Below are 20,384 nucleotides of genomic sequence, written 5' to 3'. Positions count from 1 at the left end.
TCAGGCGTCATGAGCCCGGAACGGAGGGCAGCCACGCAGGGCGTGGCTCTACGCCTGTCGCCCTCCACCCTCACGAATTCCTGCCCGATCGCCAGATCGACACCAGGATCCACACGCCGCAGAATCCCGCGCCCACGAACCCCGCCACACCCAGCGCCAGCAGCCAGCGGCTGGAGAGCCCACCCACGCTGTGCATCACGATCGACGACCCGATGATCAGCGCCGCGGTGACGATGCCGACCACCAGGCGGTTGGCGGCGCGGTTGACCTGCTCGCCGAAGCCCTGCAACGCAGTGGTCTCCACCTTCAGCTGGAGCCGGCCGCGACGGGCCATCTGCAGCAGCTGGCGCACGTCGCGGGGCAGATCGCCGACCAGGTCCATCATCCCGACCAGGCTGCGCTTGCCGCGCTTGAGCATGGCGCCCGGCGAGTAGCGCTGCCACATCACCCGTTCCAGGAACGGGCGGGCCGCCGTGGCCATGTCGAACTGCGGGTCAAGCTGCCGGCCCATGCCTTCCAGGGTGAGGAAGGTCTTGATCATCAGCGCCAGGTCGGCCGGCAGGGTCAGCGCATGCTGGCGCAGCAGCTGGGTGATGTTGCCCAGCATCAGGCCCATGTGCAGGTCCTTCAGCGGCACGCCCCGGTACTGGTCCACGAAGGCGCTGATGTCCTGCTGCAGGCGCGATTCGTCCACGTCGATGCCGCCGGACCAGTCCAGCAGCACATCGGTCACCGATTCGGGTTCCTGGCTGACCAGCCCATGCAGGAGCTGCGCGACCTGGAAACGGCGCTGTTCGGAAATGGCACCGACCATGCCGAAATCGATCACCCCGATCCGGCCGTCGCGCAGGTAGATGATGTTGCCCGGGTGCGGGTCGGCATGGAAACAGCCGTCTTCGAGCACCATCTTGAGCACGATGCGCGCACCGGTCCGGGCCAGCCGCACGCGGTCCAGGCCGGCCGCATCCACGCCAGCCAAATCACGGCCGGCAATGCCGTCAACGAAGTCCTGCACGTTCAGGCTCTCGCAGGTCCACTGCCAGTGCACGCGCGGAATCAGGATGTCATTGCGCCCGGCAAAATTCCGCGCGATGCGTTCGGCGTTGCGGCACTCGGCGGCGAAGTCGAGCTCGCGCCGCAGCGACACCTGGAACTGCTGCACGACCTCGGCCGGGCGATAGCGCCGCATGTCCGGCAGGCGCGCTTCGACGATCTCCGCCAGTCGCGCCAGCAGCCTCAGGTCGGCCTCGATGACCTCGCGGATGCCGGGACGGCGGATCTTCAGCACCACCGCACTGCCATCATGCAGGGTGGCCCGGTGCGCCTGGGCCAGCGATGCGGCGGCCATCGGGGTTTCGTCCAGCCAGGCGAAGACCTCGGTGGGCGGCGCCCCGAGGTCGGCCTCGAGCTGGTCGCGGATCTGCGCATAGGGCAACGCCGGCACCGCGTTCTGCAGCTCGGTGAACTCGGCGATCCAGTCCGGCGGGAACAGGTCGACGCGCGTGGCCAGCACCTGGCCCAGCTTGACGAAGGTGGGACCCAGGTCTTCCATGGCGCGGCGGACCCGCACCGGGGCGGTCATGCGCAGGATCTGCTGGGTATCGTTCCAGTGCAGCAGGCGGCCGGCACGTTCAAGCACGTCGGCCAGGCCGATCCGGCGCACCAGGTCGCCGAACCCGTAGCGGATCAGGACCGAGGCGATTTCCTGCAGGCGTCCCAGGTCACGGACGGTTCCCAGCGTTTCCCACATCGGCACACCCTCGTTTCAACACTCGGGGGCAGGATGTCACACCGGTGCGAAAATTCCCGTCAGTGCCTGCTGCACGGTCTGCCGGCGGATGGCGTCGCGGTCGCCGTCGAACTGGAACAGCTGCGCGCGGGCGTAGCCCCCGCGATGCTTCCAGCCGATCCAGACGCTGCCAACGGGTTTGTCCGGGCTGCCACCGCCGGGGCCGGCAATGCCGGTCACCGCCACCGCGATGCCGGCGCCGGCATTGACCAGCGCACCGGACACCATTTCCAGCACGGTTTCGCGGCTGACGGCGCCGAACTGCTCCAGGGTCTGCGCACGCACGCCGAGCAGGCGCTGCTTGGCCTCGTAGCTGTAGACCACCATGCCGCAGTCGAAGAAGGCCGAGGAGCCGGCGATGTCGGTCATCGCCTTGGCGATCCAGCCGCCGCTGCAGCTCTCGGCGGTGACCAGCTGCAGCCCGGCCTGCTGCAGGCGCTGGCCGACGTCGCGGGCAAGGACGCCGAGCTCGGCATCGGTGGGGACGGTCATGGGGATCCTGGATCGGGGGGAATACGCCCCCCGTTTTAGCGGAATTCCGCCGTGCTGTCGTGTCCGTTCCGTGCGACGGTGTGTCGCAGCCGGGCGCTCACCACTCCGGAATCTTCTCCGGCAGCATCGCGCGGATCGGGGCACCGTCATCGCCTGCCGCCAGCTTCTCGGCTTCGGCGATCGGAATCTCGACCTGCAGCAGCCAACCCTCCTCGTCGCTCTGCTCGCCGCGCACCACTTCCAGCTGGTGCAGGCGCGAGCGCAGGCGACCGGCAGAGGGCGGCAGGCGCAGGTCGCCGCTGACATGCTGCAGGCCCAGGCGCTTGCCCAGTACCGACTGCAGCAGCTCCAGCCCCAGCCCGTCGCGGGCGGAGATCCACACGCGTTCGCGGCGCGCGGTGTCCGGGATGCCGTCCTGGCCATCGTGGCGGACCTCGCTGCCTTCGATGCGGTCGATCTTGTTGAACACCAGCAGCTGCGGCAACTCGCCCGCACCGACTTCGTTCAGCACTTCATCCACCTGGGCGATCCGCTCTTCGCGATGCGGATCGGCCGCGTCGACGATGTGCAGCAGGAAGTCGGCCTCGCGCGCTTCGCTCAGGGTCGCGCGGAACGCGGCCACCAGCTCATGCGGCAGGTCGCGCACGAAGCCGACGGTGTCGGCCAGCACCACGTTGCCGCCCGGCACCGCAATGCGGCGCACGGTGGGGTCCAGGGTCGCGAACAGCTGGTCCGCGGCATAGGCTTCCGCGCCGGTCAACGCGTTGAACAGGGTCGACTTGCCGGCATTGGTATACCCCACCAGCGCCACGCGCGGCAGTTCGCTGCGGACACGGGCACGGCGCATCTGGGTGCGCTGCACTTCGACCTTCTCGAGCCGCTTCTGCAGCTGCTCCACCCGCTTCTGCAGCAGGCGGCGATCGGTTTCCAGCTGGGTTTCACCCGGGCCGCGCAGCCCGATGGCACCACCGCGCTGACGCTCCAGGTGGGTCCAGCCGCGAACCAGCCGCGTGGCCATGTGGCGCAGCTGCGCCAGCTCGACCTGCAGCTTGCCTTCGTGGCTGTGCGCACGCTGGGCGAAAATGTCCAGGATCAACCCGGTCCGGTCGATCACCCGGCGCTCGAGGAACCGTTCCAGGTTGCGCTCCTGCGACGGCGACAGCGCATGGTTGACCAGCACCAAGTCGGCGCCCGTGGCGTCGGCCGCGGCCTTGATCTCATCCAGCTTGCCGGAGCCGATCAGGATGGAGGGATTGGGCCGATCGATGCGCGCGGTGAGGGTCGCCGCAATGCTGGCCCCTGCCGAGCGGGCCAGATCGGTGAACTCCTCCAGCACATCTTCTTCCAGCCGGCCGGAGTGCGGCTGGATCAGGATCGCGTGTTCGCCTCGCTTGGAACGGTCAAACACGCGCTTCTCCGCTGTTGCTTACTTCATTCAACGTCGTCTTCTTCCTGGACGCCATCGGCGCCACCTTCATTGGACTGTACATAGCCACCGCCGGGCCCGACCCGGACGTTGCGCGCCGGCACCACGGTCGAAATGGCGTGCTTGTACACCATCTGGCTGACCGTATTGCGCAGCAGGACAACGAACTGATCGAACGATTCAATCGTTCCCTGCAACTTGATGCCATTCACCAGATACACCGACACCGGCACGCGTTCGCGCCGAAGTGCATTCAGAAACGGATCCTGCAGCGATTGCCCCTTGGACATTGCACACTCCTGATTATTGTTTTTATGGTCTTCCGGCAGTTGCCACGGCCCCCGCCACCGGAACCCCCGATGGTACACGGGCCGGGGGGACGGCGCTGTGGCTCAGCGGGCCACAAAGGCCGCAACCGCATCCGCCAGGGAAGCCTTGTCTAGATGGGGGTCGAACCAGCGTGCATCAAGCTCGCCGCGCAACCAGGTCAGCTGGCGCTTGGCCAGCTGGCGGGTGGCGTAAATGCCACGTTCGCGGAACTCGCTGGCAGTGCCCTGCCCGTCCAGGAACGCCCAGGCCTGGCGGTAGCCCACGGCGCGGATCGCGGGCAGGTCCAGCGGCGCGGCCACGTCGGCCATCGCCGGCAGTGCACGCAGCGCGCGCACCTCGTCCAGAAACCCCTGGTCGAGCATGCCGTCGAACCGCGCTTCGATGCGCTGGTGCAGCACCGCGCGCTCGCGCGGCGCCAGCACCAGTTTCAGGCAGCGCACCGGCAGGCGGTCCACGCCCGGCAGTTTCTGCCATTCAGTGATCGGGGTGCCGGTCAGGCGGTAGACCTCCAGCGCCCGCTGGATGCGCTGCGGGTCGGTCGCATGGATGCGCGCCGCTGCGACGGGATCAACCTGGGCCAGCTGCGCGTGCAGCGCCGGCCAGCCCTGTGCGGCCGCCTCGGCGCCGATCCGCCCACGGGTGGCCGGGTCGGCGGGCGGCATCGGCGACAGCCCCTGCAGCAACGCGCGGAAGTACAACCCGGTGCCGCCGGCCAGGATCGGCATGCGGCCACGCGCGACGATATCGGCCACGGCGCGCGCCGCATCGGCGGCGAACTCGGCCGCTGAATAGGTCTGCCATGGGTCGCGCAGGTCCAACAGGTGATGCGGCGCCTGTGCGCGCTCGGCGGCATCGGGCTTGGCCGAGCCGATATCCAGGCCACGGTAGACCAGCGCCGAGTCGACGCTCACGATCTCCCCGCCCAGCTGCTGCGCCAGGGCGATGGCCGTAGCGGTCTTGCCCGACGCGGTCGGGCCCATCACGGCGATCGCGAGCGGTCGCTGGTCAGCGCCCATCAGCCCTCGTCCGGCCAGCGCGGCATCGCCGGGGCGGCATCCACGCGCGGCATCGGCACCGCATCCACCGCGGCCCACACCTTCAGCGCGTCCACGGTCGCGGCGACGTCATGCACCCGCAGGATCGCCGCGCCGCGCTGGGCGGCGATGAGGTGCGCGGCGACCGACCCGGCCAGCCGTTCGCGCGGCACGTCGCGTCCGGTCAGTTCGCCGATGCTGCGCTTGCGCGACAGGCCGGCCAGCATCGGCACGCCCAGCTCCAGGAACCGCGCCGAACGGGCCAGCAGGATCATGTTGTGTTCGGTGCTTTTGCCGAAGCCGAAGCCCAGGTCGATGACCAGGTTCTTCTTCGCGATACCGGCCATCTCGGCCGAGAACATGCGGTCGGCCAGGAAGCGGTGCACCTCGGCCACGACATCGTCGTACTGCGGGGTGTCCTGCATGCTGCCCGGCTCGCCCTGCATGTGCATCAGCACCACCGGCACGCCCAGTTCGGCGGCGGCGGCGAGTGCGCCCTCCTGGCGCAGCGCATGGATGTCGTTGATCATCCCGGCACCGGCGGCGACAGCGGCGCGCATCACGTCGGGCTTGAAGGTATCGATGCTGATCGGCACCTGGGTGCGGGCCGCCAGCGCCTCGATCACCGGAATCACCCGGCGCAGCTCTTCCTCCAGCGGCACCGGGGCGCTGCCCGGGCGGGTGGATTCGCCGCCGATGTCCAGCAGGTCGGCGCCTTCGGCCACCAGCTGCAGGCCATGCGCGACGGCTGCCTCGGTGCTGTCGTGCGCGCCACCGTCGGAGAACGAATCCGGGGTGACGTTCACGATGCCCATCACGCGTGGGCGGTCCAGCCGCAGCAGGCGGCCGCCACAATCGAGTTGGGGAGAAATGTCGAACATGGGCCACCCACGGAATGCGTCAGCGCATAGTTTACGCCGGCCGATCGGAATGGCTGTCGGTGGTTGCGGGATTGCGCAGCCACGCAGGGCGTGGCTCTACGGCAGGGAAACGTTCGTAGAGCCACGCCCTGCGTGGCGCCGGCCCAGGCCTCAGAGATCGCCCAGCTTCGCGTTGTCGACCGGGTTGCCCAGCCATTCGGCCAGGTCGCCACCGATCGCGGTGACCACGCGCTCGAGCACGTCGCAGGAGCCCTTGAAGCCGGCGAACGCACCGCCGCGCGAGGTGCGCCGCGCGGTCACGATGGCGACCTTCTGGCCATCATCCAGCAGCACGCCACGCACGGTGGCCGACTTGAAATGACCGGTGAAGGCATTGCCGGCGCTCTGTGCTTCCACCAGCTCCAGCTTCAGCACACGGCCCTGCTCCACCGGTTCGGTACCGAAGGCAATCGTGTTGCCGAACTTGCCGGCACTGGCACCCAGCGCGGTGGCCAGCTGCGCGCCCATGCGGCATTCGGTCTTGATGTTGTCGGCGATGTAGGCCGAATCGGAGAACGGCACCGGATCCTGCACGTGGACGGTGGCCGCGAACGCGGGCGAGGCACAGCACAGCAGCACGGCAGCCGCCGCGCGCATCGAATGACGCATGGTATTCCCCCTGGAACAGTGTTGGCGGCCGCCTCATGCAGCCGCGCCCGCGCATCGTGCCCATTGCGGGGCACGCGCGCAAGGGTCAGCGCCTGTTGCGGCGCTTGTAGTCCAGGTACAGGGTCTTGCCGACGCTCAGGCCGATGCCAAGCACGATGCCGACGATGGCACCGAGCAGGAAATTGTCACGGGTCAGGCCTATCGCGACACCGACCACCGTGGCGATCACCATTTCGGTGGTGTGCGAGATCGGGGGCGGCGGCGTGGACATGGCGACTCCGGAACAGCGTACTGGCAGGGGTGCCATTGTCGCCCAGAACGAGGCAGCAGAAACGACGAAGGCCGGGTTGCCCCGGCCTTCGTGTTCTACCTGTTCACCGTCAGACCTGCTCGGCAGGCCCGGCGATCGGCGGCAACGGACGGGCGTCGCCACCCTTGTCGTTGTTGTTGCCACCGTCCTTGTTGGACTTGCCCCAGCCCATCGGCGGCGGCGGATCGCGGCCTTCCATGATGGCGTCGATCTGCGGCGCGTCGATGGTCTCGTACTGCAGCAGCAGCTGGGACATCGTGTGCAGCTTGTCGAGGTTGGCGGTGACCAGCTCGGTGGTACGGGCGTAGGCCTTGTCCAGGATGCTGCGCACCACTTCGTCGATGCGGCGGGCGGTATCGTCGGACACGCTCTTGTGCTGGGTCACCGAACGGCCCAGGAACACTTCGTCGTCCTCTTCGCCGTAGGCGATCGGACCCAGCTCGTCGGACAGGCCCCACTTGGTGACCATGTTGCGGGCCATCTTGGTGGCACGCTCGATGTCGTTCGACGCGCCGGTGGTGACCTTGTCGGCGCCGAAGATCAGCTCTTCGGCAACACGGCCGCCATACAGCGAGCACAGCTGCGATTCGATCGCCACACGGTTCATGGAGTACTTGTCGCCTTCCGGCAGGTACATGGTCACACCGAGCGCGCGACCGCGCGGAATGATCGTGACCTTGTAGACCGGATCATGCTCGGGCACCAGACGGCCGACGATGGCATGGCCGGCCTCGTGGTACGCGGTAAGGGTCTTCTCTTCCTCGCTCATGGCCATCGAGCGGCGCTCGGCACCCATCAGGATCTTGTCGCGGGCGCGGTCGAAGTGCTCCATGCGCACTTCCTTCTCGCTGTTGCGCGCGGCGAACAGGGCCGCCTCGTTGCACAGGTTGGCCAGGTCGGCACCGGAGAAGCCCGGGGTACCGCGCGCGATCACCATCGGCTCGACATCGTCGGCCAGCGGCAGCTTGCGCATGTGCACCTTGAGGATCTGCTCGCGGCCACGGACGTCGGCCAGGCCGACCACCACCTGGCGGTCGAAGCGGCCCGGGCGCAGCAGCGCCGGGTCCAGCACGTCGGGACGGTTGGTGGCGGCGATGACGATCACGCCCTCGCCTCCCTCGAAGCCGTCCATTTCGACCAGCAGCTGGTTCAGGGTCTGCTCGCGCTCGTCATGACCGCCGCCCAGGCCGGCACCGCGGTGGCGGCCGACGGCGTCGATTTCATCGATGAAGATGATGCACGGGGCCTGCTTCTTGGCCTGCTCGAACATGTCGCGCACGCGGCTCGCGCCGACACCGACGAACATTTCCACGAAGTCCGAACCGGAGATCGAGAAGAACGGCACCTTGGCCTCGCCGGCAATGGCACGGGCCAGCAGGGTCTTGCCGGTACCGGGCGGGCCGACCATCAGCACGCCGCGCGGAATCTTGCCGCCCAGCTTGGTGAACTTGGTCGGGTCGCGCAGGAAGTCGACCAGCTCGCTGACTTCTTCCTTGGCCTCGTCGCAACCGGCAACGTCGGCGAAGGTGACCTTGATCTGGTCTTCGCCCTGCAGCTTGGCGCGCGACTTGCCGAAGGACATCGCGCCCTTGGCGCCGCCGCCACCGCCCTGCATCTGGCGCATGATGAACAGCCAGAAGCCGATGATCAGGATCACCGGGAGGAAGTTCATCAGGATCGCGCCCAGCGAGATGCCGCTGGACGGCTCTTCCTGGACGATTTCCACGTTCTTGCCGCGCAGCACGTTGATCAGGTCACGATCGAGCGGCGCGGTGATGGTGGCCGACTGGCCGCCCCGGGTGGTGTAGCTGATCTGGTTGGTGCCGCCGCGCAGGTCGCCGCTGAAGGTCACCTTCTGGACGTTGCCGCTGTCCACCTGGTCGAGGAACTGGGAATAGGTTGCGCCCTGGGCGTTCGCGCCGCTGCTCTTTGGCGAGAAGCTCTGGAACACCACCATCAGCACCACGGCGACGACCACCCATAGCAGGAGGTTCTTGGTCAAGTCGTTCATCCTCATTGGCTCCGGTGTTCCTCTAATGCCTGACGCAATTGGTATGGTTGAGCTTACTTGATCTGTGCACGTTTGCCCTGCCCCAAGGCATACACCTCGGGCGAGCGCTTACGGGACGCTTCAGGCTTGCGGATCACGACCTTGTCGTACCGGCGGCGCATCTCGCGCACGTAGTCGTCAAAGCCCACGCCCTGGAACAGCTTGATCAGGAACGCGCCACCCGGCTTGAGGTGATTGTCGGCAAACTCCAACGCCAACTCCGCCAGGTGCATCATCCGCGGCTGGTCAATCGCGTCCATGCCACTTTTATTGGGGGCCATATCCGAGAGCACAAGGTCTACCGGCTGATCCCCCAGCATGGCTTCGAACTCCGATAGGACGGTTTGCTCCCTGAAGTCACCGTGAAGGAACTCCACACCGGCGAGCGGCGGCATCTCCAGGATGTCCAGGGCCAGCACCCGGCCGGTGTCGCCGATCTGTCGCCGAACCTGCTGCGACCAGCCCCCGGGGGCGGCGCCGAGGTCGACCACGACCATATGCGGCTTCAGCAGCCGGTCACGCTCGAGCAGCTCCTCCAGCTTGTAGGCCGCGCGCGAGCGCATGCCCTCGGCCTGGGCCTTCTTCACGAAGGGGTCGGCAAAGTGTTCTTTCAACCAGCGTTGACTGCTCTTGCTACGGGAAACCATTGGAGATAGGGCCGGGCGGGGTGGTCATGATACCCTGATCGCCCCAGTTAACCGCTTGTTCCTGAATGTCTATTGCCCTGACCTCGTCCCAGACCCGCTTCCTCCGCGGCCAAGCCCATGATCTGAAAGCCCTGCTGCAGATCGGCGGCAAGGGGGTCACGCCGGCCTTCCTGACCGAGCTGAACGAGGTGCTGGAGCGCCACGAGCTGATCAAGGTGAAGGTGGGCGCGGAAGACCGCGATACCCGCGACGCCATGATCGCCGAGCTGGTCCAAGCCTCCGGAAGCGCCCTCGTGCAGCGCATCGGCCACGTTGCCGTGCTGTACCGCCCGAGCAAGGAAATGCGCCAGATCGTGCTTCCGCGCGGCTGATCGCCCCATGCAGCTGAACCACGAGATCCCGGATTTCGCCTACGCGTTCCGCGCTGCGGGTGGACGCTCGGTGGTCATCGAGGACCGCGAGCTGGTGCGTACCCGCGAGCTGAGCCAAAGCTTCATCCTGACCCCGCAGACGCTGGTGCAGGACTGGGCCGTGAACGGTGGCGCGCGCGCGTTGACGCCGGACGACCTGGCGCCGGTCCTTGCGCTGGAGCCGGAGCTGGTGATCCTGGGTACCGGGGAAACGCAGCAGTTCCCGTCGGCCGCCGTCATGGGCGCCTGCCTGACCCGCGGCATCGGCCTGGAAGTGATGGCCAACGCGGCCGCCGCGCGGACCTTCAACCTGCTGGCCAGCGAAGGCCGCAAGGTGGCGGCGGCGATCCTGCTGGTCGGCTGAAGACACCCGGATTCGTTCAGGAAAGGCTGCCGTTGGCGGCCTTTTTTGTGGGCGGGTTCGGCCGGTTCTGCGTGGCAGTCCCCTACGGGGTGGCAACACGTCGTACGCGGCACGGCGATGTACGGCAGCCACGCAGGGCGTGGCTCTACGCCGGGGGTAGAGCCACGCCCTGCGCGGGTGCCCGGTTATCGGGGCGGCAGGTACAACAACGGATCCACCGGCTTGCCGTTGTAGCGGATCTCGAAGTGCAGCATGTCGCGGGTGGTACCGGTGCGGCCCATTTCCGCGATCTGCTCGCCGGCCTTGACGCTCTGGCCTTCGTTGACCAGCCGCTTGCGGTTGTGGCCGTAGGCCGACAGCCACTGGTCGCTGTGCTTGATGATGATCAGCTCGCCAAACCCGACCAGGCCGGCACCGGAGTAAACCACCACGCCCGACGCGGTGGCGCGCACCGGCTGGCCGCTGCTGCCGGCGATGTCCACGCCCTGCTTGGTGACGTCGGCACCGACGAAGCGGCCGACAAGCGCGCCATCGGCTGGCCAGCGCCAGTCGATGTTGCTCTTGATGGCGGTCGTCGGCGACGGGGTCGGTGCGGGCGCGGGTGCCGTGGTGCCGGGGCGCGGCGCGGTCACCACCGTGGTCGGCGCGCGGGCCGGGCCGTTGCCGGGGTACAGGCGCAGGGTCTGGCCCGGATAGATCGTGTACGGCTCGGCCAGCCCGTTCCACGCCGCCAGGTCACGGGGCGTGATGTTGTGGATGCGGGCCAGCGCGTACAGGGTGTCTCCGCGACGCACGACGGCGGTCTGGCCGGGCTTGGCTACCGAGCTCTGCGGCGTGGTGTGCGCCGTCGGCCGGCCACCGGTGGACGGCTTGACCACCGTGGCGGTGCCACAGGCACTCAGCGTGGTTGCCACCAGCAGCAGTGCGGCCAACCGCGCTCCTCCACTCAAACGATCAGCACTCATGCGAACTTCGACCTCCAGACAAGCCAGGCCACCAGGCCGACCACAAGTGCGGTCGCGACCCAGCCCAGCGGTTCAATCCAACGCCGCAGCGCCGCTTCCGCGCGCGCGCCGCCAATACGGATGACCGCCGCCAGCACGAACACGCGCTTGCCACGGCCAATCAACATGCTCAGGAAGTACTGCGGCAGCGGCACGCCGACGATACCCGACGCCCACGTGAAGACCTTCATCGGGATCGGCATGAAGCCGCCCAGGACCAGGAAGGTGAACACCGCCCACGGCGACTCGGCCATCTTGGCCTGCACGATCGCGATACCGCCTTCAATGCTCGACAACATGCCCAGCGCCGCGAACAGCGGCTTGAGCGCTTCGAATGCATAGTGTCCCAGCGCATAGCCGACCAGCGCACCGGCCATCGAACCGGACAGGCTCAGCGTGGCGAACCACCAGCCGCGCTTGGGCTGGGCCACGCACATCGGGGCCAGCATGACCTCGGGCATCACCGGGAAGATGATCGCCTCGATGAAGCTCAGCACCGTCAGGTAGGTCGGCGCGCGCTCATGCGCGGCCCACTTCATTGCCCGCTCGTACAGCGGACCAAAAATCTTCATGACGCAAACGCTCCTTGGAATCAGTCCAGCATGCCAGACAGCAGCGGGACGAACGTGACCGGTGCCAGTACCTGCTGTTCGACACTGCCGTCCTCGCGACGGGTCAGCTGGATCAGCGACTGCGCCCCTGCCCCGCCCACCGGCGCGACCAGGCGGCCGCCCACGGCCAGCTGTTCGACCAGCGCATCGACCAGCGCCGGCGCGGCCGCGGTGACCACGATGGCGTCGAACGGACCGTGCTCGGCCCAGCCGATGCGGCCGTCGTCATGCTTGCTGCGGATGTTCATGCCCAGCGCACGGAAGCGCTTGCGCGCCTGCCGCAGCAGGTCGCCGATGCGCTCGACGGTGTAGACCTCCAGCCCCAGCGCGCCGAGGACGGCGGCCTGGTAACCAGAGCCGGTGCCGACTTCCAGTACCTTCTTCGGCCCCGACTGCAGCACCGCTTCGGTCATCCGCGCCACCACCCAGGGTTGCGAGATGGTCTGGCCATGCCCGATCGGCAGCGCGGTGTCTTCGTAGGCACGCGAGGCCAGGGCCTCGTCGATGAACAGGTGGCGCGGAACCACGCGGATGGCGTTGAGCGTGGCCTCGTCGGCAATGCCGCTTTCGCGCAGGCGCTCGACCAGGCGATCGCGCACGCGCTGGGAGGTCATGCCGATCCCCACCGCTTCAGGCTGCAGGCGCAGGCGCTGGCTCATGCCGGCCGGTCCAGGGCGGCGGTCAGGCCACCTACCCAGCTGGCGACCTTTTCCAGCGCCTGGTACCGGGTCAGATCCACCTGGATCGGGGTGATGGAGATGTAGCCGTTGCGCACGGCGTGGAAGTCCGTGCCCGGGCCGGAATCCTGTTCGCGCCCGGCCGGGCCGATCCAGAACACCTCGTTGCCGCGCGGGTCGCGCTGGGCAATGCAGCCTTCGGCGCGGTGGCGGTTGCCCAGCCGGGTCACTTCGAAGCCACGCACCTCCGACCACGGCAGGTCGGGCACGTTGACGTTGAGGATGGTGTCGGCCGGCAGCGGGTCGGCGTTGAGCCGGGTGACGATCTCCACCGCGGCACGCGCGGCGGTTTCGAAATTGCGCGGGTCATGGTTGTGCGTGACCAGCGACATCGCCACGGCCGGCAGGCCGAGGAAACGCCCTTCCATGGCTGCCGAGATGGTGCCGGAGTAGATGACGTCGTCGCCGAGGTTGGCCGCGTTGTTGATGCCCGAGACCACGATGTCCGGGTCGTATTCGAGCATGCCGGTCAGCGCCAGGTGCACGCAGTCCGTCGGCGTGCCTGCGACCGAACAGGTGTAGTGGTCGATGCGCTTGACCCGCACCGGCAGGTCCAGGGTCAGCGAGTTGCTGGCGCCGGATCGGTCGCGGTCGGGCGCGACCACCATCACTTCATGACCGGCGTCACGCAATACCGAGGCGAGCATCTTGATGCCGGGGGCATCGACACCGTCGTCGTTGCTGACCAGGATCCGCATCTGCGATTTAACCGCTTGATTATTCAAGACTTCATTTCCATCACTTTCCAGCGTTGGCGGGGCCGGCCTTCACCCGTTCCGGGATCACCGACCGCGCAAGTGCGTCAGCTATTGTGCCGCAAGCGGGCAGATCGGCCTACCCCGGGTGGAGGTAGGCACGACCGTTCCCGCGCATTAGGCTGTACGCATGTCACATCCTGAAGACGAAGATCCGGCCGCGTTGTTCCGCGCCGCCATCGGCGAGGTGAAGCCGCTGCGCAAGCCGGTGACCGCGCCGCCCGCCACGCCCCGGCCGAAGCCGCGGGCGCGCATGGCCGAGCTGGACGAGGACGCCGCGCGCGGGGAATTCGCCCGGCTGCTGCGCGACAGCGCTCCGCTGGAGGCCGGCGACACCGCCAGCTACCGCCGGGACAACCTGCCGGCCCGGATGTTCCAGCGGCTCAAGCGCGGCCAGTACTCGGTGCAGGACGAACTGGACCTGCACGGCGCCACCGTCGCCCAGGCCGAGGCGCTGCTGCGCCAGTTCCTGCTGGAGGCGCACGCGCATGAGCACGGCTGCGTGCGCATCATCCACGGCAAGGACCTGCAGTCCGATGGTGGCGCGCCGGTGCTGAAGAACCTGGTCGATCGCCTGTTGCGCCAGCGCAACGATGTGCTGGCCTTCCATTCGGCACCGGCCGGGCAAGGCGGGACGGGCGCGGTATTGGTGTTGTTGGCGAACCGGTGATTGCCTGCAACGCGCAGCCACGCAGGGCGTGGCTCTACGGGGTATAGGCGCCGGTAGAGCCACGCCCTGCGTGGCTGCGCGGTGCAGGCGCCGGTAGAGCCACGCCCTGCGTGGCTGCGCGGTGCAGGCGCCGATAGAGCCACGCCCTGCGTGGCTGCGCGGCGCTCAATCGTTCGAGACGGCCCCGCCCACATCCTGCACCGGGCCCAGCTCATGCAACACGGCGGTGGCATAACACCCCGGCGGCAATGCGAAGGTCAGCTCCAGCACGTCCGGCGCCAGCCAGCGGTGCTGCAGGTTGACCGGGCGCAGGCGCAGCGCACGCCGCTCCTGCTTCAGGCGCGCGCCTTCCAGGCCCGTGCGCAGCTGCAGCGACTGTTCGTCGCTCACCGCGCCCAGCTCCAGTTCCGCAGCGGCACCGCTGCTGCGCAGCTCGCCCTCGCCCCACAACGGGCCGCTGGGATGGATGTCGAAGCGACCCAGGCGGTCGGCCAGCAGGTCGGTCCACGGCTCGGGACCGAACACGCTGCGGCTGCCGTCCAGCATCCACACCTCACCCTCCAGCGGACTGTCCCAGTTGCCCTGGGTGACGCGTTCGGCCAGCACCTGGTTGAACAGCGCCGAGCGCGCGGCCGACAGCAGCAGCGAACGCTGGTCGGGGCGTACCCGGCGGCCGCCGAACATCGCCAAGGCTGCCGGTACGTTGCCGCCATCGCGGCCGAAACGCTGCTCACCAAACCAGTTGGGCAGGCCGCGCGCGGCGATCAGCGACACGCGCTCGTCGATCGCCTTCGCATCCCCCTGTACATCACGCAACACCAGCCGGAAGCGGTTGCCGGCCAGCGCACCGCGCTGCAGCTTGCGGTTGTGCCAGGTCGACTCGAGCACCTCGACCTCGTCGGAGGCCAGCAGCGCGATATCCGGCGCAATGCGCTTGGGCAGGTGCACGCTGAAGCGCTGCGTGGTCACCGCGTGCCGGTCCTTCATGCCGGCGTAGCTGACGCCCATGTCCGGCAGGCCCGCCCACCTGGCCAGCAGCTTGGCCACGTGCACGGTGTTGGCACCCCGTTTGCGAAGGGTCAGCAGCAGGTGCTCGCCCTCCCCGCTCGGCTCGAAGGACGGCAGCTCGTCGACCTGGAAGTCCTCGGGCGTGGTGCGGATCTTCGCGCTGAGCAGCGGCGCGCCGAAGGCCAGCGGCAGCGGGATCACAGCGCCACCAGCAGCACGACGGCCTGGGCGGCGATGCCTTCGCCACGCCCGGTGAAGCCCAGCGTTTCGGAGGTGGTGGCCTTGACGCTCACCGCGTCCAGCGCGACGCCAAGCAGCCCGGCAATGCGCTCGCGCATGGCCAGCGCATGCGGACCGACCTTGGGCCGTTCGCAGATCACGGTGATGTCGGTATTGCCGACCTGCCAGCCGCGTTCGCGCAGCAGGCCGTTGCAGTGCGCGAGGAAACGGCTGCTGTCGGCGTCCTTCCAGCGCATGTCCGAGGGCGGAAAGTGCTGACCGATGTCGCCCAGCGACAGCGCGCCGAGCATGGCATCGCACAGTGCATGCAGGATCACATCGCCATCGCTGTGCGCCAGCACGCCGCGGCTGTGCGCGACGCGGATGCCGCCCATCATGATGTGGTCGCCCTCGCCGAAGGCGTGGACGTCATAGCCCTGTCCGATGCGGACCGGAGGAAACGGGGTGTTCATGGCAAAAACCTGCAGTGAAGGCCGGCACGCGCGGAATCAGGGTCCGCGGCGCGACAGCTCGAATACGAATCGGGACAGGTCGGCCGGGGTGGTGACCTTGAAGTTGTCCTCGTTGCCCTCGACCAGCAACGGGCGCAGTCCCTGCCGCTCCATCGCCATGGCCTCGTCGGTGACCTCGACACCGGCGGCCGCCGCTTCCTGCAGCGCGCGCGCCAGCTGGTGGCGGCGGAACAGCTGCGGGGTCAGCGCACGCCACAGGCGCGCACGCGGCTCGGTGGCGTCGATGCCACCATCGTCGCCGGCCCGCTTGAGCGTATCGCGCACCGGCGACGCCAGGATCGCGCCGACCGGATCGTTGCGCCCCACTTCCAGCAGGCGGCCCAGGTCGGCAGCCGCCAGGTTCGGCCGCGCGGCGTCGTGCACCAGGACGAAATCGTCGGCGCGCACGCTCTCGGGCAACGCCTGCAGGCCGGCCAGCACCGACTCGGCACGGGTGGCGCCGCCGGTGCAGGTGAGGATCGGCTTGTCGGCCAGCGACTGCCAGCCCGGCCAGTCGGCATCGCCGTCGGCGATGACCACCATCACCCCGGCCACGACCGGGTGCGAGAGCAGGGCTTCCAGCGTATGTGCCAGCAACACCCGGTCGCCGGCGACCAGGTACTGCTTGGGAATCTGCCCGCCGAAGCGGGTGCCACGGCCGGCAGCCGGAACCACGGCCCAGACGCTGCCCATCAGGGTACTTCCTGGTGAGGGGCGTCCGGGTCGGCGGCCAGCGCCGGTGCCCGCGGTGCGGCGACCGGCGCATTTTCAACGACGCGGTAGAACGTCTCGCCGGGCTTGATCATGCCCAGTTCGCTGCGCGCGCGTTCTTCAATGGCGGCCTCGCCTTCCTTGAGGTCCTTGACCTCGGCCGCAAGCGCATCGTTGCGCTGCTGCAGGCCGGCGTTGTCGCGACGCTGGGCCTCGACCTGGGCTTCGAGCATCATCACTTCTCCCGAATTGCCCGGGCCGAACCAGAAGCGGTACTGCAGCCATGCCAGCAGTACCGCGAGCACCAGCAGCAGCCAGCGCCAACTGCGCATGCGGGTCAGCGCTTCAGCGACACGAACGCGTCACGCCCGGCGTAACGCGCGCCGGCACCGAGGGCTTCTTCGATGCGCAGCAGCTGGTTGTACTTGGCCACGCGATCGCTGCGGCACAGCGAGCCGGTCTTGATCTGGGTGGCGGTGGTGGCCACGGCGATGTCGGCGATGGTGGTGTCTTCGGTTTCGCCCGAACGGTGCGAGACCACGGCAGCGTAGTTGGCGTTGTGCGCCATCGCGATCGCTTCCAGGGTCTCGGTCAGGGTGCCGATCTGGTTGACCTTGATCAGGATCGCATTGGCGGTGCCCGACTCGATGCCTTCCTTGAAGATCTTGGGGTTGGTCACGAACAGGTCATCACCGACCAGCTGCACCTTGTTGCCGATGCGGTCGGTGAGCAGCTTCCAGCCTGCCCAGTCGTTCTCGGCCAGGCCGTCTTCGATGGTGATGATCGGGTACTGCGCGGCCCAGTCGGCCAGGAAGTCGACGAACTGCTCGGAGGTCAGGCGCTTGTTCTCGCCGACCAGGTTGTACTTGCCGTTTTCGTAGAACTCGGTGGAGGCCACGTCCAGGCCCAGCAGCACGTCTTCACCGGCGGTGTAACCGGCCTTGCCGATCGCCTCGAGGATGGTGTCCAGCGCTTCGACGTTGCTGCGGAAGTCCGGCGCGAAACCGCCTTCGTCGCCCACCGCCGTGCTGAGGCCGTGGCCCTTGAGCACCGACTTGAGCGAATGGAAGATTTCGGTGCCGGCACGCAGCGCTTCAGAGAACGAGGTGAAGCCGACCGGCAGCACCATGAACTCCTGGAAGTCGACGTTGTTGTCGGCATGCGCGCCGCCGTTGATGATGTTCATCATCGGCACCGGCAGCGACGGGCTCACGCCGGTCTTGCCGGCCAGGTACTGCCACAGGGCCTGCTTGTTCGCAGCGGCGGCGGCGTGCGCGGTGGCCATGGACACGGCGAGCAGCGCATTGGCGCCCAGCCGACCCTTGTTCTCGGTGCCGTCCAGATCGATCAGGCGGCGGTCGAGCACTTCCTGGTCGGCCGCGTCGTAGCCCTTCAGCGCGGTCGCGATGGTGGTGTTGACGTTGTTGACGGCATTGCGCACGCCCTTGCCCAGGTAACGGGTCTTGTCGCCGTCACGCAGCTCCACCGCTTCCTTGGAGCCGGTCGAGGCGCCCGAGGGAACCGCGGCGCGGCCGAATGAACCGTCCTCGAGGATGACGTCGGCTTCCAGCGTGGGGTTGCCACGGCTGTCGAGGATTTCACGGGCGTGGATGCTGCGGATCGTGGTCATAGCGGGCCGGTTACCAGTCAGAAAGGGGGAACGCCAAACAGTAGCGCCGAAAACGTGCCGCGTGATTATCCCTGCCAGCCCCCCGCTTGCCAAATCGGCGTGACATGGCCGATCAGTACCTGCGTGGTCGCGGCGCGGGACAGCAGGCTGGGCAGCAGCAGAATCGCCGCCAGCAGTCCCAGCAGGGCCAGGCCGAGGAACCCGCCCGCCGGTTGTCGGCGCAGCCGGAACGACAACACGCTGGCGACCAGCGTGGCCAGCACCACCGCTGCGGAGAGCACCAGGGTGCCCACCAGGTAGGGCTGCGTGGCCCGCATGGCATGGTTGCCGTCACCGGGCATGCCCACGCTGGCCCACACCAGGAGTGTCAGCAGGAACGCACAGCCCCAGGCTCCGATACCGAGTCCCAGCGCCGCCCAGCCCCACGGCCATGCGCGCCAGTGGCGCCGCTGGCGGCGCGCCTCCAGCGCCGTCCACGGGTCCTGCGTCATGCCTGCAGCGGCGCGCCACCGGCCTTGCGCTCGCGCGCGGCCCGGATGAAGCCGATGAACAGCGGGTGGCCCTCGCGCGGGGTGGACAGGAACTCGGGGTGCGCCTGGCAGGCCAGGAACCACGGATGCTGGTCACGCGGCAGCTCCACCACTTCCACCAGGGTGTCGTCCATCGATTTGCCCGCAATCACCAGGCCGGCATCTTCCAGCTGGGTGCGGTAGCGGTTGTTGAATTCGTAGCGGTGGCGGTGGCGCTCGGAGACCACGTCCTTGCCGTACAGCTCGCGGGCCAGCGTGCCCGGCTTCAGGCGCTGCTCCTGCAGGCCCAGGCGCATGGTGCCGCCCAGGTCGCTCTTGTCGTCACGCTTCTCGACATCGCCGGTGGCGGTGCGCCATTCGGTGATCAGGCCGATCACCGGATTCGGCGACTGGCGGTCGTTCTCGGTGCTGTTTGCCCCCTCCAGCCCGGCCACGTGGCGGGCGAAATCGACCACGGCGGCCTGCATGCCGTAGCAGATGCCGAAGTACGGCATGCTCTGCTCGCGGGCGAACTGCGAGGTGAGCACCTTGCCTTCGAAACCGCGGTCACCGAAGCCGCCCGGCACCAGGATGCCGTCCACATCCTTGAGCGCGGCCATGTCGGTGCCCTCCAGGTCCTGCGCCTCCAGCCACTTCAGGTTGACCTTGGTGCGCTGGCGCAGGCCGCCGTGCTTGAGCGCCTCGCCGACCGACTTGTAGGCATCCTGGTGGTCGACATACTTGCCGACCACGGCGATGGTGACTTCGTCCAGCGGGTGCAGGGTGGCGTCCACGGCGGCTTCCCACTCGTGCAGGTCGGCCGGGCCCGCCTTGTCGCCCAGCTTGAGCTGGTTGATGACGATCTCGTCCAGGCCCTGCTCATGCAGGCCCATCGGAATGCGGTACAGCACGTCCACGTCGGGCACGCTGATGACGGCGCGCTCGGACACGTTGGTGAACTGGGCGATCTTGCGGCGCTCGGAATCCGGCACGACCTGCTCGGAGCGGCACAGCAGCACATCCGGCTGGATGCCGATCGAGCGCAGTTCCTTCACCGAGTGCTGGGTGGGCTTGGTCTTGAGCTCACCGGCGGCGGCGATGTACGGCACCAGGGTGAGGTGCATGAACAGCGCCTTCTCCGGGCCACGCTCGGTGCGCACCTGGCGGATGGCTTCCAGGAACGGCAGCGATTCGATGTCGCCCACGGTGCCGCCGATCTCGACCAGCGCCACGTCGAAGCCTTCGGTGGCCTCGTCCATGCAGCGGCGGATCTCGTCGGTAATGTGCGGAATGACCTGCACGGTGGCGCCCAGGTAATCGCCGCGGCGCTCCTTGCGGATCACATTCTCGTAGATGCGGCCGGTGGTGACCGAATTCTTGCGGCTCAGGCGGGTGCGCACGAAGCGCTCGTAGTGGCCCAGGTCCAGGTCCGTCTCGGCGCCGTCGTCGGTCACATACACCTCGCCGTGCTGGAACGGGCTCATGGTGCCGGGATCGACGTTGATGTACGGGTCGAGCTTCATCATCGTGACCGTGAGGCCGCGGGCTTCGAGGATGGACGCGAGTGACGCGGCGGCAATGCCTTTGCCGAGCGAGGAAACCACGCCGCCGGTTACGAAGATCAAGGGAGTCATGGC

The 20,384-nt window shown here is 68.1% G+C and carries 24 protein-coding genes; 3 read left to right on the top strand and 21 right to left on the bottom strand.

Going from position 1 to position 20,384, the window contains the following annotated elements:
- Positions 1 to 70: 70 nt before the first annotated feature.
- From ubiB to rlmE, 10 genes are all read right to left on the bottom strand, one after another.
- Positions 71 to 1,750 (bottom strand): 2-polyprenylphenol 6-hydroxylase, encoded by a 1,680-nt coding sequence (ubiB, locus tag RT456_RS06080; RefSeq protein WP_313344176.1) that lies wholly within the window; start codon positions 1,748 to 1,750, stop codon positions 71 to 73.
- A gap of 36 nt (positions 1,751 to 1,786) precedes the next feature.
- Positions 1,787 to 2,281, bottom strand: a complete 495-nt coding sequence (locus RT456_RS06075) for a CinA family protein (protein WP_313343892.1) — start codon at positions 2,279 to 2,281, stop codon at positions 1,787 to 1,789.
- A gap of 97 nt (positions 2,282 to 2,378) precedes the next feature.
- Complete coding sequence (gene hflX / locus RT456_RS06070; RefSeq protein ID WP_313343890.1) at positions 2,379 to 3,689, bottom strand: ribosome rescue GTPase HflX; 1,311 nt, start codon at positions 3,687 to 3,689, stop codon at positions 2,379 to 2,381.
- A gap of 23 nt (positions 3,690 to 3,712) precedes the next feature.
- Positions 3,713 to 3,997 (bottom strand): RNA chaperone Hfq, encoded by a 285-nt coding sequence (gene hfq, locus RT456_RS06065; RefSeq protein WP_313343887.1) that lies wholly within the window; start codon positions 3,995 to 3,997, stop codon positions 3,713 to 3,715.
- 102 nt (positions 3,998 to 4,099) lie between these two features.
- A complete protein-coding gene (miaA, locus tag RT456_RS06060; RefSeq protein WP_313343884.1) occupies positions 4,100 to 5,053 on the bottom strand; it encodes a tRNA (adenosine(37)-N6)-dimethylallyltransferase MiaA in 954 nt (317 codons plus the stop codon).
- A complete protein-coding gene (gene folP, locus RT456_RS06055) occupies positions 5,053 to 5,952 on the bottom strand; it encodes a dihydropteroate synthase (RefSeq protein WP_313343881.1) in 900 nt (299 codons plus the stop codon). The genes miaA and folP overlap by 1 nt, the downstream gene beginning before the upstream one ends.
- A gap of 150 nt (positions 5,953 to 6,102) precedes the next feature.
- Positions 6,103 to 6,600 (bottom strand): hypothetical protein, encoded by a 498-nt coding sequence (locus tag RT456_RS06050; protein ID WP_313343878.1) that lies wholly within the window; start codon positions 6,598 to 6,600, stop codon positions 6,103 to 6,105.
- 85 nt (positions 6,601 to 6,685) lie between these two features.
- The gene (locus RT456_RS06045) at positions 6,686 to 6,871 is read right to left on the bottom strand and encodes a hypothetical protein (protein WP_313343875.1); all 186 of its coding nucleotides are present in this window, start codon (positions 6,869 to 6,871) and stop codon (positions 6,686 to 6,688) included.
- A 109-nt stretch (positions 6,872 to 6,980) separates the two neighbouring features.
- The gene (gene ftsH / locus RT456_RS06040; protein ID WP_313343872.1) at positions 6,981 to 8,921 is read right to left on the bottom strand and encodes an ATP-dependent zinc metalloprotease FtsH; all 1,941 of its coding nucleotides are present in this window, start codon (positions 8,919 to 8,921) and stop codon (positions 6,981 to 6,983) included.
- Between the two features lie 53 nt (positions 8,922 to 8,974).
- Positions 8,975 to 9,607, bottom strand: a complete 633-nt coding sequence (gene rlmE, locus RT456_RS06035) for a 23S rRNA (uridine(2552)-2'-O)-methyltransferase RlmE (RefSeq protein WP_313343870.1) — start codon at positions 9,605 to 9,607, stop codon at positions 8,975 to 8,977.
- Positions 9,608 to 9,672: 65 nt separating this feature from the next.
- Here rlmE and yhbY point away from each other — a divergent pair, with 65 nt between their 5' ends.
- Positions 9,673 to 9,978 (top strand): ribosome assembly RNA-binding protein YhbY, encoded by a 306-nt coding sequence (gene yhbY, locus RT456_RS06030; RefSeq protein ID WP_313343868.1) that lies wholly within the window; start codon positions 9,673 to 9,675, stop codon positions 9,976 to 9,978.
- A 7-nt stretch (positions 9,979 to 9,985) separates the two neighbouring features.
- On the top strand, positions 9,986 to 10,381 hold the full coding sequence (locus RT456_RS06025; RefSeq protein ID WP_313343866.1) for an Mth938-like domain-containing protein: 396 nt from the start codon (positions 9,986 to 9,988) through the stop codon (positions 10,379 to 10,381).
- Between the two features lie 185 nt (positions 10,382 to 10,566).
- On the opposite strand, the gene RT456_RS06020 is transcribed toward RT456_RS06025, so the two are convergent.
- Genes RT456_RS06020 through surE form a run of 4 tightly spaced genes read right to left on the bottom strand, consistent with a single transcriptional unit; the run spans position 10,567 to position 13,431 of the window.
- Positions 10,567 to 11,346, bottom strand: a complete 780-nt coding sequence (locus RT456_RS06020; protein WP_313343862.1) for a peptidoglycan DD-metalloendopeptidase family protein — start codon at positions 11,344 to 11,346, stop codon at positions 10,567 to 10,569.
- Positions 11,343 to 11,957: a DedA family protein gene (locus RT456_RS06015; protein ID WP_313343859.1), complete on the bottom strand. Its 615-nt coding sequence runs from the start codon at positions 11,955 to 11,957 to the stop codon at positions 11,343 to 11,345. Before RT456_RS06015 ends, RT456_RS06020 begins: the two co-directional genes overlap by 4 nt.
- Before the next feature lie 20 nt (positions 11,958 to 11,977).
- On the bottom strand, positions 11,978 to 12,655 hold the full coding sequence (locus tag RT456_RS06010) for a protein-L-isoaspartate(D-aspartate) O-methyltransferase (protein WP_313343856.1): 678 nt from the start codon (positions 12,653 to 12,655) through the stop codon (positions 11,978 to 11,980).
- Positions 12,652 to 13,431: a 5'/3'-nucleotidase SurE gene (surE, locus tag RT456_RS06005; protein ID WP_313344173.1), complete on the bottom strand. Its 780-nt coding sequence runs from the start codon at positions 13,429 to 13,431 to the stop codon at positions 12,652 to 12,654. The genes RT456_RS06010 and surE overlap by 4 nt, the downstream gene beginning before the upstream one ends.
- Positions 13,432 to 13,618: 187 nt before the next feature.
- On the opposite strand from surE, the gene RT456_RS06000 reads away from it, so the two are divergent.
- On the top strand, positions 13,619 to 14,158 hold the full coding sequence (locus RT456_RS06000) for a Smr/MutS family protein (RefSeq protein WP_313343853.1): 540 nt from the start codon (positions 13,619 to 13,621) through the stop codon (positions 14,156 to 14,158).
- A gap of 165 nt (positions 14,159 to 14,323) precedes the next feature.
- On the opposite strand, the gene truD is transcribed toward RT456_RS06000, so the two are convergent.
- The 7 genes from truD to RT456_RS05965 form a co-directional block, all read right to left on the bottom strand.
- Positions 14,324 to 15,367 (bottom strand): tRNA pseudouridine(13) synthase TruD, encoded by a 1,044-nt coding sequence (gene truD, locus RT456_RS05995; RefSeq protein WP_313343851.1) that lies wholly within the window; start codon positions 15,365 to 15,367, stop codon positions 14,324 to 14,326.
- Complete coding sequence (gene ispF, locus RT456_RS05990) at positions 15,364 to 15,858, bottom strand: 2-C-methyl-D-erythritol 2,4-cyclodiphosphate synthase (protein WP_313343848.1); 495 nt, start codon at positions 15,856 to 15,858, stop codon at positions 15,364 to 15,366. Before ispF ends, truD begins: the two co-directional genes overlap by 4 nt.
- A gap of 36 nt (positions 15,859 to 15,894) precedes the next feature.
- Entirely contained in the window at positions 15,895 to 16,593 is a 699-nt protein-coding gene (gene ispD / locus RT456_RS05985; RefSeq protein WP_313344167.1) for a 2-C-methyl-D-erythritol 4-phosphate cytidylyltransferase, read from the bottom strand.
- Positions 16,590 to 16,940: a cell division protein FtsB gene (ftsB, locus tag RT456_RS05980; RefSeq protein WP_313343845.1), complete on the bottom strand. Its 351-nt coding sequence runs from the start codon at positions 16,938 to 16,940 to the stop codon at positions 16,590 to 16,592. Before ftsB ends, ispD begins: the two co-directional genes overlap by 4 nt.
- 5 nt (positions 16,941 to 16,945) lie before the next feature.
- Positions 16,946 to 18,238 carry a phosphopyruvate hydratase gene (gene eno / locus RT456_RS05975; RefSeq protein WP_313343842.1) on the bottom strand — a complete coding sequence of 431 codons (1,293 nt, stop codon included), beginning with the start codon at positions 18,236 to 18,238 and terminating at the stop codon, positions 16,946 to 16,948.
- Between the two features lie 65 nt (positions 18,239 to 18,303).
- Positions 18,304 to 18,729, bottom strand: a complete 426-nt coding sequence (locus tag RT456_RS05970) for a hypothetical protein (protein ID WP_313343839.1) — start codon at positions 18,727 to 18,729, stop codon at positions 18,304 to 18,306.
- A complete protein-coding gene (locus RT456_RS05965) occupies positions 18,726 to 20,381 on the bottom strand; it encodes a CTP synthase (protein ID WP_313343836.1) in 1,656 nt (551 codons plus the stop codon). The genes RT456_RS05970 and RT456_RS05965 overlap by 4 nt, the downstream gene beginning before the upstream one ends.
- Between the last annotated feature and the right edge of the window lie 3 nt (positions 20,382 to 20,384).

Origin of the sequence: Stenotrophomonas sp., from assembly GCF_032099025.1 — a bacterium.
Lineage (GTDB): Bacteria > Pseudomonadota > Gammaproteobacteria > Xanthomonadales > Xanthomonadaceae > Stenotrophomonas.
The sequence above is the reverse complement of the archived record's forward strand: the minus strand, read 5'-3'. Positions and strand labels throughout refer to the sequence as shown.

What these genes read in the sequence shown, in the direction of transcription:
- RT456_RS06025 (WP_313343866.1), top strand. Translation starts at nt 9,986, where the DNA reads ATGCAGCTGAACCACGAGATCCCGGATTTCGCCTACGCGTTCCGCGCT.
- ubiB (WP_313344176.1), bottom strand. Translation starts at nt 1,750, where the DNA reads ATGTGGGAAACGCTGGGAACCGTCCGTGACCTGGGACGCCTGCAGGAA.
- RT456_RS06010 (WP_313343856.1), bottom strand. Translation starts at nt 12,655, where the DNA reads ATGAGCCAGCGCCTGCGCCTGCAGCCTGAAGCGGTGGGGATCGGCATG.
- RT456_RS06075 (WP_313343892.1), bottom strand. Translation starts at nt 2,281, where the DNA reads ATGACCGTCCCCACCGATGCCGAGCTCGGCGTCCTTGCCCGCGACGTC.
- RT456_RS05970 (WP_313343839.1), bottom strand. Translation starts at nt 18,729, where the DNA reads ATGACGCAGGACCCGTGGACGGCGCTGGAGGCGCGCCGCCAGCGGCGC.
- RT456_RS06050 (WP_313343878.1), bottom strand. Translation starts at nt 6,600, where the DNA reads ATGCGTCATTCGATGCGCGCGGCGGCTGCCGTGCTGCTGTGCTGTGCC.
- rlmE (WP_313343870.1), bottom strand. Translation starts at nt 9,607, where the DNA reads ATGGTTTCCCGTAGCAAGAGCAGTCAACGCTGGTTGAAAGAACACTTT.
- ftsB (WP_313343845.1), bottom strand. Translation starts at nt 16,940, where the DNA reads ATGCGCAGTTGGCGCTGGCTGCTGCTGGTGCTCGCGGTACTGCTGGCA.
- RT456_RS05965 (WP_313343836.1), bottom strand. Translation starts at nt 20,381, where the DNA reads ATGACTCCCTTGATCTTCGTAACCGGCGGCGTGGTTTCCTCGCTCGGC.
- RT456_RS06000 (WP_313343853.1), top strand. Translation starts at nt 13,619, where the DNA reads ATGTCACATCCTGAAGACGAAGATCCGGCCGCGTTGTTCCGCGCCGCC.
- ftsH (WP_313343872.1), bottom strand. Translation starts at nt 8,921, where the DNA reads ATGAACGACTTGACCAAGAACCTCCTGCTATGGGTGGTCGTCGCCGTG.
- hfq (WP_313343887.1), bottom strand. Translation starts at nt 3,997, where the DNA reads ATGTCCAAGGGGCAATCGCTGCAGGATCCGTTTCTGAATGCACTTCGG.
- RT456_RS06015 (WP_313343859.1), bottom strand. Translation starts at nt 11,957, where the DNA reads ATGAAGATTTTTGGTCCGCTGTACGAGCGGGCAATGAAGTGGGCCGCG.
- miaA (WP_313343884.1), bottom strand. Translation starts at nt 5,053, where the DNA reads ATGGGCGCTGACCAGCGACCGCTCGCGATCGCCGTGATGGGCCCGACC.
- eno (WP_313343842.1), bottom strand. Translation starts at nt 18,238, where the DNA reads ATGACCACGATCCGCAGCATCCACGCCCGTGAAATCCTCGACAGCCGT.
- RT456_RS06045 (WP_313343875.1), bottom strand. Translation starts at nt 6,871, where the DNA reads ATGTCCACGCCGCCGCCCCCGATCTCGCACACCACCGAAATGGTGATC.
- yhbY (WP_313343868.1), top strand. Translation starts at nt 9,673, where the DNA reads ATGTCTATTGCCCTGACCTCGTCCCAGACCCGCTTCCTCCGCGGCCAA.
- folP (WP_313343881.1), bottom strand. Translation starts at nt 5,952, where the DNA reads ATGTTCGACATTTCTCCCCAACTCGATTGTGGCGGCCGCCTGCTGCGG.
- RT456_RS06020 (WP_313343862.1), bottom strand. Translation starts at nt 11,346, where the DNA reads ATGAGTGCTGATCGTTTGAGTGGAGGAGCGCGGTTGGCCGCACTGCTG.
- ispF (WP_313343848.1), bottom strand. Translation starts at nt 15,858, where the DNA reads ATGAACACCCCGTTTCCTCCGGTCCGCATCGGACAGGGCTATGACGTC.
- surE (WP_313344173.1), bottom strand. Translation starts at nt 13,431, where the DNA reads ATGCGGATCCTGGTCAGCAACGACGACGGTGTCGATGCCCCCGGCATC.